The 14,505-nt window shown below is 46.9% G+C and carries 16 protein-coding genes; 3 read left to right on the top strand and 13 right to left on the bottom strand.

Annotated elements, in window-relative coordinates; translation table 11 throughout:
- Positions 1-173: 173 nt before the first annotated feature.
- The 10 genes from CUN85_RS09990 to CUN85_RS09945 form a co-directional block, all read right to left on the bottom strand.
- Positions 174-1,940, bottom strand: a complete 1,767-nt coding sequence (locus tag CUN85_RS09990) for a ribosome biogenesis/translation initiation ATPase RLI (protein ID WP_135390183.1) — start codon at positions 1,938-1,940, stop codon at positions 174-176.
- Positions 1,941-1,983: 43 nt separating this feature from the next.
- Entirely contained in the window at positions 1,984-2,388 is a 405-nt protein-coding gene (locus tag CUN85_RS09985) for an EMC6-like membrane protein (protein WP_135390182.1), read from the bottom strand.
- Between the two features lie 91 nt (positions 2,389-2,479).
- Positions 2,480-3,484: an MBL fold metallo-hydrolase gene (locus CUN85_RS09980; protein ID WP_135390181.1), complete on the bottom strand. Its 1,005-nt coding sequence runs from the start codon at positions 3,482-3,484 to the stop codon at positions 2,480-2,482.
- Between the two features lie 110 nt (positions 3,485-3,594).
- Positions 3,595-3,864 (bottom strand): thioredoxin family protein, encoded by a 270-nt coding sequence (locus CUN85_RS09975; RefSeq protein ID WP_135390180.1) that lies wholly within the window; start codon positions 3,862-3,864, stop codon positions 3,595-3,597.
- A 194-nt stretch (positions 3,865-4,058) separates the two neighbouring features.
- Positions 4,059-4,850, bottom strand: coding sequence for a nicotinate-nucleotide pyrophosphorylase (locus CUN85_RS09970; RefSeq protein WP_135390179.1), 792 nt, complete (start codon positions 4,848-4,850; stop codon positions 4,059-4,061).
- Between the two features lie 82 nt (positions 4,851-4,932).
- On the bottom strand, positions 4,933-6,822 hold the full coding sequence (gene acs / locus CUN85_RS09965) for an acetate--CoA ligase (protein ID WP_135390178.1): 1,890 nt from the start codon (positions 6,820-6,822) through the stop codon (positions 4,933-4,935).
- A gap of 380 nt (positions 6,823-7,202) precedes the next feature.
- Positions 7,203-7,553, bottom strand: coding sequence for a nascent polypeptide-associated complex protein (locus tag CUN85_RS09960; protein ID WP_135390177.1), 351 nt, complete (start codon positions 7,551-7,553; stop codon positions 7,203-7,205).
- Positions 7,554-7,620: 67 nt separating this feature from the next.
- A complete protein-coding gene (locus CUN85_RS09955) occupies positions 7,621-7,944 on the bottom strand; it encodes a HesB/IscA family protein (RefSeq protein ID WP_135390176.1) in 324 nt (107 codons plus the stop codon).
- 120 nt (positions 7,945-8,064) lie between these two features.
- Entirely contained in the window at positions 8,065-9,219 is a 1,155-nt protein-coding gene (locus tag CUN85_RS09950; protein WP_135390175.1) for a hypothetical protein, read from the bottom strand.
- Positions 9,220-9,329: 110 nt separating this feature from the next.
- A complete protein-coding gene (locus CUN85_RS09945) occupies positions 9,330-10,094 on the bottom strand; it encodes an RAD55 family ATPase (RefSeq protein WP_135390174.1) in 765 nt (254 codons plus the stop codon).
- Positions 10,095-10,246: 152 nt separating this feature from the next.
- On the opposite strand from CUN85_RS09945, the gene hisI reads away from it, so the two are divergent.
- Together hisI and CUN85_RS09935 are read left to right on the top strand one after the other, a co-directional pair.
- Positions 10,247-10,609, top strand: a complete 363-nt coding sequence (gene hisI, locus CUN85_RS09940; RefSeq protein ID WP_135390173.1) for a phosphoribosyl-AMP cyclohydrolase — start codon at positions 10,247-10,249, stop codon at positions 10,607-10,609.
- A 111-nt stretch (positions 10,610-10,720) separates the two neighbouring features.
- On the top strand, positions 10,721-12,586 hold the full coding sequence (locus CUN85_RS09935) for a PINc/VapC family ATPase (protein WP_135390172.1): 1,866 nt from the start codon (positions 10,721-10,723) through the stop codon (positions 12,584-12,586).
- A 297-nt stretch (positions 12,587-12,883) separates the two neighbouring features.
- Here the strand turns inward: CUN85_RS09935 and CUN85_RS09930 are convergent, their stop codons facing one another.
- Genes CUN85_RS09930 through CUN85_RS13390 form a run of 3 tightly spaced genes read right to left on the bottom strand, consistent with a single transcriptional unit; the run spans position 12,884 to position 13,602 of the window.
- Positions 12,884-13,156 (bottom strand): DUF86 domain-containing protein, encoded by a 273-nt coding sequence (locus CUN85_RS09930; RefSeq protein WP_235856282.1) that lies wholly within the window; start codon positions 13,154-13,156, stop codon positions 12,884-12,886.
- A complete protein-coding gene (locus tag CUN85_RS13395) occupies positions 13,157-13,399 on the bottom strand; it encodes a nucleotidyltransferase domain-containing protein (protein ID WP_235856281.1) in 243 nt (80 codons plus the stop codon).
- Positions 13,396-13,602: a nucleotidyltransferase domain-containing protein gene (locus tag CUN85_RS13390; RefSeq protein WP_235856280.1), complete on the bottom strand. Its 207-nt coding sequence runs from the start codon at positions 13,600-13,602 to the stop codon at positions 13,396-13,398. Before CUN85_RS13390 ends, CUN85_RS13395 begins: the two co-directional genes overlap by 4 nt.
- Positions 13,603-14,108: 506 nt before the next feature.
- On the opposite strand from CUN85_RS13390, the gene CUN85_RS09920 reads away from it, so the two are divergent.
- Complete coding sequence (locus tag CUN85_RS09920) at positions 14,109-14,504, top strand: (deoxy)nucleoside triphosphate pyrophosphohydrolase (protein ID WP_135390171.1); 396 nt, start codon at positions 14,109-14,111, stop codon at positions 14,502-14,504.
- The last annotated feature ends 1 nt before the right edge of the window (position 14,505 follow it).

The raw sequence follows: 14,505 nt of genomic DNA, 5'->3' as shown, positions 1-14,505 counted from the left end.
AATATCGAATAAACGCCACTTTCTAAAGAGGCGTCTTCAGTTTTCATTAGAAGGAATGCAGCACCCATTAAATCTCTGATCTGATGAGACTTTGAAAATGGCGAACTTCTTACTACAGCATGATTAAGAAGGTCCGGACTTTTTTGTGAGAGAATATGATTAAAAAAGGGAGACTACTCCAGGTTATGGTAGTAGTACTGCTTTTTAGCCTTCTGCTCCCTGTCAAGCCTTGAGTTGGGTTTGTTGACACGCGGCCGGGATGTATCCTCATCACGCCTGAAAGTGATATCCAGATTCTCAAGGAAATTGTTCATACCATCCAGCATGCTGGCAGGCCGGTGTGCCTTACCGTAAACTGCGGATTCGCCCTCAAAGACTATGAGACGTTCACTGAGCATATCTATCATATAAATGTCATGATCAACGACCATTGCGGTCTTGCCGTTGTTCTCTGCAAACCTCTTAATGACCCGGGTTGTCATTGAACGCTGCTCCACATCAAGATGGGCACTGGGCTCGTCAAGGATGTACATGTCCGCATCCCGGCACAAGCAGGCGGCAATGGCGACCCTCTGCAATTCACCGCCACTGAGATCTGTAAGGGAACGTTCATACAACGGTTCAAGCTGCATTGGTTTGGCTACCTCGGACTGGAAATAACTGGTGTTGAACTTTGAGGATATACCGCGCAGGAAATACTGTACCTGCATAGAGCTGTCACCCTTGATATACTGGGGTTTGTAGGATATGGAAATATCAAGGTCGAGCTTACCTTCGTCAGGCTCGATCTCACTTGCCAGCATCTTCACAAAAGTTGACTTACCAATACCGTTCGGACCGACTATTCCTAGCACCTCTCCCTGTTTTAGGGAGCCGGCCTCGGTTTCGAGGAGGAAGGCATCACCGTATCTTTTGGAGAAGCTGTCATACTCCACAAGGGTTTTAACATCTGTCCCGACCCTTGGAGGATGGACCTCGAACTTGATGGCCTCGGGACGGATACGCACATTCTCCTCGGGCAGGTAACCTTTGAGATACTGGTTAATACCTATGCGCACTCCTTTGGGATAGGTGATGACACCATATGCGCCTGGCTGGCCGTATGCAACGTGCACAACATCAGCAAGCATATCGAGTATCGCAAGGTCGTGCTCCACAACCAGCACCGCTTTTTCCTCTGCAATTTCCTGTATCAGCTGGGCGGAATTGATCCGCTGGTAGATATCAAGGTACGGACTGATCTCATCAAAGAAATAGAAATCCGCATCTTTGGCTGCGCAGGCAGCAATGGCTACTCTCTGAAGTTCCCCACCACTAAGTTCCGTGATCTTCCTGTCAGTGATGTGGGTAAGGTCAAGCCTTTCTATGAGTTCATCTAGAACACCGCGCTCATCGGTCTTTTCCAGCAGTTCGCTGGTTTTGCCCTTGAATGCCTTGGGTATGAGGTCCACATACTGAGGCTTCTGTGATACTTTGATGTTCCCGTCTATCACATCACTGAAATAATCATAAAGGGCCGTACCTGCATAGTATTCCAGCACTTTATCCCAGCTACCTTCATCCTCACCGAAGTTGGGTACAAGAGCTCCCGAGAGTATCTGTACGGCAGTACTTTTACCGATACCGTTGGGCCCCAGTATACCCGTGACCCTTCCCACCTGCGGCACTGGTAGTCCATAAAGTGCAAAGGCATTCGGACCGTACCTGTGCGTGGGTTCATTTAGCTCTTCAGGAAGCCCGATGATCATAATGGCGTCAAACGGGCATTTGTTGATACAGATACCACAGCCTACGCAGAGTTCCTCCGAGATGGCAGGTTTTCCGTCATCAAGGAAAACAATGGTTTCATCCCCGGTCCTTACCCTGGGGCAGTATTTCTCACATTCGTGACTGCAACGTCTTGGCTGGCATCTGTCTTTGTTCAGTATGGCTATTCGCATGTAAGATCCCTGTCACTGGAAATAGAAATAATAAAAAGAGATATCAATTAAGAAGTAACGTCCATGTCACAAGGCAGAAGTCTATGACGATGAACTCCACATAGAACCAATCCTTGAAACCAAACTCCTTTGTGTCTATCTTGATGAGCGGGAATATGATCCTCTGAATATAATATGCAAACCCGGCAACGATAATGAGTACGGCATACCACCTGGTATCGGTGCCTGCGTCATAGACCATGGTAGCCAGTATACCGGCTACGATACCAAGCATGGCAGCTACAGCGGTCTTGATAATACCTTCAACATGTGCCTTTTTTCGCTCTTCGGGAGTTTTTGGTTTATAAGCAACCTTTCCGACGGACTCATCTTGTCCAGGCTGAGCCACTTCGGTACTCTCCTCTACGGGAGCAGCCTTAGGTTGTTTTTTCTTGGACGATTTTGACAATTGATAATCTCCTGAATAGGTTGGATATCCGGGTACTATAAAAAACGGTTAGTTATATAAGCTTTTATCCTGCATCTGGTACAGAGCACTACTAGATAAACTCATTGCTCAGCACATTGCTTATCCTGTCAATAGCGATAGCATTGAATCCCCCGGAATTCAGGTGACTGGCAAACCTCCCGGGTCTGTGGCCGCCCGGATGATATACCACCGTGAGTTCAGGGTCAAGCTCCCGGACCATATCTGTCAGGCCCCTTGCATCCAGATGGTCGCTTATCTGAATGGCAGGATATCGATAGTCGGATCTTCCGGTCATAACATACTTTGTCATTCCGGAGGGCAGTTTATCAAGATCCCATGGAGGTACGACGCAGACAGGATCGCCGCATGATTCACCAATACCTGCAAGGTCACCTGCATCGTCGAGCAGGCAACGCGTCAATTGCAGGGATTTCTCTTCCATCTCCACGGCTCCGTTATAGCCACAACTGCGCATCAGTTCCACGGCCCTCTGAGCCTTGCCGAAGGCATAGGCGCCAAAGGCAACACAGGCGTTATCCTGCAGTGCATTCGTGAAACCCTGAATATCATCATCAAAATAACATGTAGTATCCCCGGGGTCCCCATAATTTGCCTCGGTGATGAGCACATCACAATCCGGGAGCTGTGAGGCATCCTTCACATCACCTGTAACAAGTATGCGGGTACCTACGTCATTTTCCCAGTAGAAGGCAGTAGAACCCGCGGTATGGAAATTTGGATAGGTACTCACCTTAACTCCGTTCACCTCTGTTGAAGCACCGAGTTCCATAGTCCTGCCCTTGTATGTCTTGTCGTGCCTTATCTCAAGGGCACGGGCAGTCTTATCGGAACAGATGGCGCGATCGGACAGCATTGCAGACTTGCCGTTATGGTCGGAATGTGCATGGGTGATAAGATAGGCATCAGGTTGTGGATATTTCGCAGGAGTCCTTGTAGTATCTATAGAGAATGTGAGAAGTTCACCTTCGTCTGAGCGGAACTTGACGGAAAGGTGAGGCTTGAAGGAACCATTAACGTTCTTTTGCCTGAAAACCATAATTCCAAGGTCGACCATATCCTGTAATATCCTTATCCCTCGGACAGGGATTAATCTCAAAGTATTTACATGTATTTCAGGAGAATAAGTTAAAAAGAAAAATACGGAAGAAAAAAAGATGAAAATGCTCAGAGTACTCTCTTGAGCTCTTCAATAAGAATGCCTGCGTTAGTTACACCCGTGAAGCGCTTGACAGGTTCCCCATCCTTCACAATGATCAGAGTAGGAACAGCCTGGATGCCATATTTTGCAGCCATTTCCTGATTCTGATCGACATCGACAACCTTTACATCTACCTGGTCCCCTAATTCATCCTTCACTTTATCAAGGAAAGGTTTCTGCATTTTACAGGGTCCGCACCAGGTTGCACTGAAATCCAATAATTCCGGTTTACTCATATTCACACCTTTTCATTTTAAAATAGAAAATGACCTATTGACTTAATTATCTTTTCGACGCCCGTTGAGCAGGAAACATGTATCCGCCATCCTCCCCCGAGGAAGCAGGCTGTTTACAACGGTAATGCGCTTCTTGCACACAACCTTTGTGTTTATAGAATAAATAACTTTGCACTTACAGGTCAATTAAAGGCCTAAAGTTTCCTGATCTTTGTCGTAAGATCCAGAGGTTTTGAATAATAAAGGGAACTGGTTACTATAAAGTCAACGTGTCCTGCATATTCGGAGACCATCCTCAGATCGATCCCACCCACCCCGATCTCAAGCTGAGGGTTCAGGGACCGAAGCTCGGGTACAAGGGTTTCCAGCTCACCGGGATTGTAATGATCCAGTAAGAGCACATCTGCAAGAGGTGCATATTTGAAAGCCTCCTCCCGGGTCCTTGGCTCTAACTCTACTTTTTTCATTGCCCTTAGATTGCCGGGATCCCCTGCAACATTGAAGTGGTTCTGTGTGACAAGGATAGAATCACTCAGTGAATTACGGTGGTGCTGCCCTCCACCTGTTTTGACGGCCTTGAGCTCATACCTGCGAAATCCGGGGTGGGTCTTCCTGCTTGTTGCAATCAGCACATCCGGATTGACCTTATGTGCAAGTTCCACGGCGATACGGGTATTGGAAGCGATGGCGCAAACCAGGGACAGGAAGGTCTGGGACACCCTCCACAATTTGAAGAGCATGGGCAGGTCGCCCTGCGCTCCAAATATGACATCGTTGGGGTTGAACTCTGCACCATTATCAAGGAAAGTGACCACTTCCAGACCTTTATCCGTGTAGAAAGCAGCCAGATCATCCATACATGCCGCCACACCGTGTTCTCTGGACACTATTCGCAATCTGCCATTGCCCCGGATACCAAGAAGTTCTGTAGTCTCATCTCCATAGGGACAGTCTTCGGAAAGGTAAAACTCAAAAAAGTCGATCATAATTCTCACCTGCTACAAGTAGTAGTTATAGTACATGCTTCATAACTGTTATTATAGTTTTTGAAGGAAGAAAGGAAGGAGATCAGTCCTCCAGAGTGGAAACATCTCCCGGGTCCATACCAAGCTCTTGTGCTTTGAGTAATCGCCTCATGATCTTCCCGCTGCGGGTCTTCGGAAGAGATTCCACGAACTCTATTTCAGAAGGTATCGCAATGGGACCAAGATTCATTCTTACATGGTACACAAGGTCCAGTTTCAACTTGTCGCCTGGCTTGTGACCCATGCGGAGGATGACAAAGGCCTTGATGGAATCACCCTTCAGGGGATCGGGTTTTCCTATGACCGCAGCCTCAGCAACCGCTTCATGGGACACCAGGGCACTTTCCACTTCCGCGCTGCCGATGTTGTGGCCGGATACGATCAGCACATCATCCGAGCGTCCGAGTATCATGATGTAACCATCCTCATCCTTTACTGCAAGGTCACCTGCTGCATAATAATTATCAATGGTGGTCCAGTACTGGCGATACCTCTCATCTTTATTGTAAACCGTCCTCATCATGGAAGGCCAGGGTTCCTTTATGACCAGGAAACCACCGGTCCCGGGCGGCACAGGTTTTCCCCCCTCATCAACCACATCTGCAACGATACCGGGCACGGGCCTGCCTGCAAACCCGGGTTTCATGGGTTCACCCGCAACTGTTGTAATCATATGCATGCCCGTTTCAGTCTGCCACCAGGTATCAAGGACCGGACATTTCCCTTTTCCTATAACACGGTAGTACCATTCGAAGGCCTCGGGATTGAGGGGTTCACCCACAGAGCCCAGTATCCGCAGGGAGCTCAGGTTGTACTTCTCCGGCCATTCCTCACCCAGCTTCATAAACATTCGAATAGCTGTCGGTGCGGTGTAGAATACCGTCACATCGAAATCCTCAATCATATCCCACCAGACACCCGGGTCAGGATAGTCCGGAGTGGTCTCGGAGATCAGGATGGTAGCGCCCACTGCAAGTGGACCGTAGACTATATAGCTGTGGCCTGTTATCCACCCGGGGTCTGCAGTACACCACATGACATCACCCTCTTTGAGGTCGAACATCGTCTTCGTGGTATAGTAGGTGCCCACCATGTAGCCACCACATGCATGGACAATACCCTTCGCCGGACCGGTGGTGCCACTTGTGTAGAGAATGAATAGCGGGTCCTCGGCATCCATCACTTCTGGTTCGCACTCCTTCTCTACACCCTCCATTATCTCATAGAAATCGACCTCTATCTCGGAGAATAGCTCCATCGCGGGGGTCATCCTCCTGAGAACCACTATTTTTTCAACACTTGAGGTATTGACCACGGCTTCATCCACAATGGACTTGAGGTCGAGACGTTTGCCACGTCGAAGACTTGCATCTGCAGTGATGACTATCTTTGCCTGTGCGTCCTTTATGCGGGAGCGCAATGCATTGGCACCAAAACCCCCGAAGATGACACTGTGGACAGCCCCTATGCGGGCACATGCAAGCATGGCAATTATCTGTTCGGGAACAAGCGGCATATAGATGCATACCCTGTCACCTTTAACTACCCCGAGTGACTTCAGGCCGTTCGCGAACCTCATTACCTCGCGGTAAAGCTGACGATACGTGATAACCTCTTCCTTACCATCATTACCAACCCATATCAGAGCCACCTTGTTCTTTCTCCCATCGAATATATGGCGGTCCAGACAGTTACAACTGATATTCAGTTTGGCGTTGGTGAACCATTTTGCATAAGGGTGATCCCATTCCCGGACCCGGTCCCATTTTTTGAACCAATCAAGTTCCTCTGCAACTTTCCCCCAGTGCGCCTCCGGATCCTTTACAGATTCCGCATAGACCTTATCGTAATCTTTTATCCATGCATCTTCTTTTACCGAAGGGTCCGGAAGGTAACTCTTTCCATCCAGCTTGACATCAAAGTTCTCAGACATGTTTACTCCATTCATATACTATCAATAGTGACATCTAATAGTGGCACTTTTTCCGCGAGCGGATACAGTTCCCGGCAAACAGAGCGTTTTATAAGACACTGTACAGGCAGGACCCAGCATCCGGAATGAGACTGTACGGATCAGGGAAGACCTAAAGAAAGTATGCCACATATACAGGATGTTCAATCTGTTTATTATAATGTATAATCATGATAATAGTATATGCGTATTTTGGTCTGAATACTCATCAATACATTTAACCGGAATTCAGGATCATCCGGGACAGCATTGTATCAGGATCTGAATAAAGACAAGGCAGCGCCAGCTCGCTGACACTATGATCTGTAAAAAAAGAAAGTATAAGGAGATTGAAAAGAATATCAGGCCGAAAGTGCCAGAATGGCTTCCGCAAGGTCGCCGTTGGCATTCTTCAGTGCTTCTTTTGCCTCTTCTTCTGAAACACCGGTCTGTTCTGCAACCAGCCTGACATCGTCATCAGGGGCTTCAAATTCCCTGGCAGCTTCTTCCGGGGTACCGACTATCTGATAGGTATCCACACCCTGTGCATTCATAATAGAAACATTCGCATCATTGAACACGATATCTTTTTCAGGGGTTCTTATGATGACCTGTTCCACATCATTGATCTCTTTGATGTCTATACCCATCTGTTTCATCATCTGTTTTACTTTTGCAGGGTTCATGCCCCTGCCGCCAATTCCCGGAAACATGTAATCACCTTGTAACAATAATTGAATTTTATTATTTAAGTATTCTTATGCTCTTGTCCGGAAGCGCTTAAGAGCAACCGCCGCCACATGATCCACATGCGTTTGCAGAAGAAGAGTTATCAATAACGAAACCCTTGCCCTGTGGTCCATCTACATAATCGATGGTTGCGCTGGAAAGGCCTTCCACATCATCCTTGTTCATGACGATCTTGAGACCATTTATCTCTTCTGTGACATCTTCTTCGCTAATCTCGTTCTCCAGTGACATTCCATACTGGACACCACAGCAGCTCATGCCTGCTATGAATACCCTGAGTGAATAATCCTGTTTCTCCTGCTCATCAAGCAATGTTTTCAATTCTGCTGCTGCTTTATCACTTACATCTACCATGTTGATACCTCTTTATTTTACTTACCACAAGGTGATTTAGCTGGTAATCCCATATATGGGTTTTTCATATATAAAATATTCGCATATGTACGAACAAATTAAGAGAGCCTTTATCAGACCTTATACGAACTCTGCATCATCATCCACGGGATTGCGCAGTACTTCCGAATTATACGCATTTATCTCAACGGAGTTACGTTGTCCCTTGATTTCCCATACAGGTACATAGACCAGCTTTACATTAAGCTCGATATCATCGGGCACAGGCTTAAATCTCTTGTGCTCGGATATAATTGCTTCACCCTGAGTATTATCAAAGCGCAGATCCTTAGTATGCTCATCGATAATACTATCAAGCAAATCCTTTCTTGCCTCCTCCTCCGTTGTCAACGGGTGCTTTACCTCATAGCGCACATCAGGAATGGAAACGGTTTCACGTATTTCGTGCAGCATAAGCTGTTCATTGTTACCGTTAAGAGCATTTATACAACCAGAACCCTCTCCTGATATATCCACTATCTTGGACCTGTACCTCTGTTCAGTGCTCAGGTGATAGTCATATTTCCAGAAAGGTACGAGTTTGAGCAGTATATCCTTAAAATCATAGACATAAGACCTTGCAGCAGAAACAGCATGTTCCCTTGTCATGTTCACCGGAGCCGAGCGAAGGTTCAATAATATGCCGTCAGCCTGCGGAGGGGTATCGGGAATATCCCTTTGCTGCCGGACGGGAGCACTTATAGTGACAGGCTCAGGGGAGCGTTCTGAGTAGCGGGAGAGCAAAGAGCCTTCCTCTGAAGGTGTTTCCTCCCTATAGGCACCGCCATTCCCGAAAATAGCATCTACTGCCATTTTTGCAATTTCATCAGCGTTGGAAGTTTCAGCAGGTCTTGCATCAGATGCTGCAGGATCAGAGTTTTTTCTTAAGGACATGTTTAGCAGATCAAGCTCACTTGCACTACCTTCGATATCAGCTACTACTGCTCTGCCGATCTGCAGGGACATATCATCGCGATTCCATACCTTAAGGCCCGCGGCTTGAGCATATTGAAGAATGTCGCTTCCTACCCTGTCCGTTACCACATACAATCCTTCACCATCGGCCATCTGGTTGACAAAATTCTTTATCTCCGCAATATCCGGATGAGAGGAGAGCCTGATATAGGTCCTGTTATTATTCTTCTCAGCGATAAAATCATGCTTATGAGAATCCGCAACGTTGTAACCAGCTGAGGAAAATATATCCCTCAGGATGCGCACTAAATCTTGTTTCATGAAAATCAGTGTTCCTTGTTCTGCAGAAATAAAATAGCCTTTATAAAATAAAAAGATAAGCAATAAACCTATCTGTCATAAAAAAAAGAGAAACTGACGGTTCCCCCTGATCAGAGTACCCTTGTGGTCGTCTCGAGTTCGATACCCTTGGTAGTGACAATGTAGGAGATCGTCCTATTGGGAACTATCATTCCACGCATCTTCCGTATCATGATAGTACGCTCTATCTCACTCCCTCTTTCCTTGAGCCTGAACTCAATGACGCCGTCACAGATGTGCTTCATGTTATTCTCTGTTATCTGGTCGTGCATACCGCTTGTCATCAGGATCAGCTGGATGGCGCCTGTAGCCTTGCCAACGGAAGAGACGATCTCGATGGCTTCTACCACTGTATTGAGATTATAGGAACGCAGGAAGTAGGAGATGGAATCAATCACACCACGGTACTTGTTCTCTCTTTTCAGGATCACCGTGGATTTGAGCATATTCATTGAATCCGTCCCCTTTTTCAGGAAATCCTTCGCCGAGAGATTGCTGGTGAACTCTCTGGGAAGCACATTATAGAACCGTGGACCATAGGCATCGATAAACTCAAACCTACCACTCTCGAGATGCTTTCTCACTTCCCATCTGTGTTCTTCCATTTCCTGGATGATCTCCGAGACAGGATGTTCCGATGAGAAATAGTAAACATCCTCATTGTTCAGGAGACCTCCGTAAATGAACTGCTTGGCAAATATCTCCGAATTAGCTCCGGGTTCTGCCAGAGCCAGTATTGTCGTGCCTGGCGGGACACCGCCGCCCAATTGTACATCCAATCCACTTATACCGGTGGGAATACGATATCCACCGGTGCCATCAAAACTATAGTCCATGTTTTCACCCGCTGTCAAATGCAATCGTAAACCGAATATCTGTAATTATGTAGTAATTATATTTATATTGATAGATAATAGGCTTTTATACTATATATCAATTAGTGATTGCTATAAATTTGCAGGAACTTAAAAAAATACCAGTGATCACCATGATTAATACAGATGACCTGAAGTACGATAACGGCCTGATACAGGCGATTGCACAGGACAATGACACAAGGGAAGTGCTCATGTGTGCTTTCATGAGCAAGGAAGCTCTTGAGAAGACCATTGAGACAGGGATCGTACACTACTGGAGCCGGAGCCGCGGCAAACTTTGGAAGAAGGGAGAAAGTTCAGGTCACATGCAGAAAGTGAAGGCTATTTTCATCGACTGTGATATGGATGCTGTGCTGCTTATGGTCGAACAGGAAGGCGGTGCCTGCCACACAGGTTACAGATCATGTTTCTACCGCAACATCGAAGGAGATGTGGTCGGGAAGAAGATCTTTGATCCGGAAGACGTGTACTGATATTACATGGAGGATCGGTTCTGTGGAGAATATTTTATCCAAAGGTTTTTTCTTCAACAGAATTTCGAGGGTCGCAACTGAATTATACAATCCATTTCATAAAGCTGTATTATGATAGAAGGTAGTAAGGACGGACAGAAAGTCGTCCCTGATACGAGTTCGGTTATCGACGGTATTATTTCTGAAGGTGTTAAAAGGGGGCATTTCGGGAAATCCAGTATCGTTGTTCCCGAAGCGGTGGTTGCTGAGCTTGAAGCCCAGGCTAACCGCGGACTTGAGATCGGATTTGAGGGGCTTGAAGAGTTACAGAGATTACAGGACCTTGCCAATAAAGGCCAGATAAAGCTATTCTTCCACGGGGAAAGGCCAAACCTGGACCAGGTTAAACTTGCCAGGGGAGGAGAGATAGATTCCCTGATACGTGAAACGGCGATAGAGCTCGGGGCCAAGTTCGTGACCGGTGACAGGATCCAGTCCATGGTCGCGAGGGCTATGGGAATAGATGTTGAGTTTGTAAAACCCGAGCCAAAGGAGTTAGGTCCCCTGCGCATAGAGAATTACTTCACACCCGATACGATGTCGGTACACCTTAAGAACAGGGTCCCGCCCATGGCAAAGAAAGGATCCATCGTAGATGTAAGGTATGTGAGGATAAACGATGAGCCAAGTACCTATTCAGAACTTAAGGAGATGTCCAGGGAACTGCTGGACAGGGCACGTTCCGATCATAATTCATTCTTCGAACTTTCCTATAGTGGTGCATCAGTGCTCCAGATAGGCAGTATGAGGGTAGCTATTGCCAATCCTCCCTTTTCGGACGATTTCGAGATTACTGCAGTCCGCCCGGTGGCATCCGTATCCCTTGAACAGTACCGCCTTAGTGATATGCTAAAAGACAGGATACGCGCTCAGAGGGGAATACTCATTTCCGGCCCCCCCGGAGCTGGTAAATCTACCTTTGCTGCCGGTGTGGCAACTTTCCTGAACAATCAGGGATTTGTGGTGAAGACGATGGAATCTCCCAGGGACCTGCAGGTTCCAAATGAGATCACCCAGTATGCACCCCTGGACGGCAGCCTGGAGAACACTGCAGACGTGCTGTTACTGGTGCGCCCGGACTATACCATCTACGATGAGGTACGCAAGACAAAGGACTTCGAGATATTTGCGGACATGAGACTTGCAGGCGTGGGCATGATCGGTGTCGTGCACGCCAATCGTGCCGTGGATGCAATCCAGAGGCTTATCGGCAGGGTGGAGCTCGGTGTGATACCCCAGGTCGTCGATACTGTCATTTTCATCGACAAGGGAGAGGTAGCTAAGGTGCAGATCCTGAAGTTCACGGTGAAGGTGCCTGCAGGAATGATAGAGGAGGACCTTGCAAGACCTGTCATCCTGATATCAGACTTCGAGACCGGCAAGAGCGAGTTCGAGATATACACATACGGAGAACAGATCGTGGTCATGCCTCTGGGTGAAGAGGAAGAGAGGAGACCTTCCTGGAAGCTTGCTGAAAATGAGGTGAAGGCCGTGCTGGAGGATTATGCCAGCGGCCCTGTGAACGTGGAGATGGTCTCTGACAGCCGCGCACTGGTGAAAGTGCGTGACAAGGACATGCCCCGCGTCATTGGCAAGGGCGGCAGCACCATAGACGATATCGAAAAAAGGCTCGGGATCCATATAGACGTGCGCAAGTCCGACGAGAAGGACCAGAAGAACAAGAAAAGAAAGCAGGAAGAGGAAGAGAAGGATACATCACCCCAGCGCCCGATCATCGAGCGCACCGACAGGCATGTTGTCCTCAATGTCCCGGAACTGGCAGCCAGGGACGTGGAGATATATGCAGGGGACGAATTCCTGTTCTCGGCCACAGTGGGCCGACACGGCGACATCAAGGTAAGGAACGATTCCACTGTTGCAGACAGCGTCCTGAATGCGGTCGAGGAAGGCGAAACCGTGACCGTGCATCCGATCTGAAGATTAGGACACACCTTTTTTGTGATTGCCCGGCCTGAAGGCCGGGATTGTGTATTTGGCATATTGCACAGGGTGGGAGGCAGAGTTATGCATATGGTGTTAAGGGAGCGGTACAACTGTAACCTTGAGATCTTCAGGAGAACACGAATGATCACATTATAGAATTCGAAGGCTCAAAGCTGTTGTTATCCTTGCGCTTTTGCATTCTTGCGTTGAACATAGGGAAATATTGCAGACCCGGCGAGAAACAGAATTCAAGAGTCGCTTCTTAAATACCGAGCGATGTGCCGTGCGAATTCATCGAAATCCTCTAGCCTTTCGGTCAGGAACATGTGCAGAATATCCATATCCACTTCTGTATGTCTCAGGCTTTTCGAATCTTTCTCTGGAAATTATCATCTCGCCAATGTCTATTGCACTTTCAATGACGAGCTGGAAGTTACGTTCAACCGCACTGCGTAGTTCGTAATTATTCTCCAGCCCGGAGCTGCCTGCATCTACAGACTTCGGGTAACTGACACATTTCTGCATGAAATTCAGTTTGCGAAGTATCCTGTCCTCATCGCGCATTCATGCAAGCCCCTTTTCCAGAATCCTTTTGAGCAGATTCTGGTTCAGACGATCTTCATAATATTTCCAGTCCAGATATGTTGACATGATACGCTGCTCAACATTCACTTTAAGGCTGCTGTCCCTTTCAAATATCAGGACGTTTGGCCGGATAATCTCAAAGCTTAGCACCGGCGGGGTATCATTGAGTAACAGCAGGTCTACCCTGTCGTTTTTAGCAAAGGTTGTGAGAATTGCTATCAACTAAAGGCGCTTCCTGTCCCTCTGCGCCTTCGTGAGCCTGCGGGACAGTAAACACCGATGTCGATGTCGCTCAGAGGACCTTCTTCCCCTTCCGCCACCGACCCGAAAAGGTAGGCAAGCTCGACATGCTCCTCTGTGCGGAAGAATTCGCGGAGGAGAGGGAGAAGGTGTTCTTTTTGCGGGGTCGGGGTTTCTGAATCCATAGATATCAATACTTTGAGGTTTTTAAATATTTAGTATGTGCCAATGAGTAATTAAGATTTGTCCCACCAGGAAAAGAAACAACATAACCATCCACCGAAGGCGGCACATTCCTTCGCTGAAATACTGGAAACTATTGCATTATATCGGTGTTTGATTTGGTATTATCAGACACGAGATACCGCCCAATTACGTCCTGCTCTGGCACGTTTATCCGCCGATCAACATACTGTAGGACAAGGGCAAGGTATTATCGATGCCTGCAGCAGTATTCGAGCGGGGGTGAACTGGGGGGATACGCTGGAGTTTCTGGTGGAGTCGATGTCGGAAGGGGTTTGGTTGAGTAGGGTGACTACAGAGATGAAGGGAAGTTGTGTTCACCTGTTTCAGAGTTACGATATTCTTTTTTTTGGACGTATCTAATTGGTACTAACCAAATCAACCCGACAATTTTAAAATGTTTTACAAATTATTTTAATCATCATGTTTTCTAGGACGTACAAAACAAATGAAACACTATGAAGTAGTTGCAGCAATAATAATTGATGATAATAAGATTCTATGTGTTCAAAGAGATCATGGAAAATACGATTACATTTCTTTAAGATATGAATTCCCAGGTGGGAAAATAGAATCTGATGAAACTAAAGAACAAGCATTAAAGCGTGAATTATTAGAGGAACTTGATCTAAACATAAAAGTTGAGAGAAAATTTTTAACTGTAAATCATCAATATCCTGATTTTAGTGTTACTATGCACAGTTTCATCTGCAGCACTTTAAGTTCAAAATTTAACTTGAAAGAACATATTGCATTCGAGTGGGTAAATCCAGAAAAATTATCAAACTTGGATTGGACTGAAGCAGATCTCCCTATTGTTTCAAAATTAATGAGGGAATGTTGAA

Origin of the sequence: Methanolobus halotolerans, from assembly GCF_004745425.1 — an archaeon.
In the GTDB taxonomy this organism is placed as follows: domain Archaea; phylum Halobacteriota; class Methanosarcinia; order Methanosarcinales; family Methanosarcinaceae; genus Methanolobus; species Methanolobus halotolerans.
Note: the sequence above shows the minus strand (reverse complement) of the source record. Positions and strands in the feature narration are given on the sequence as shown.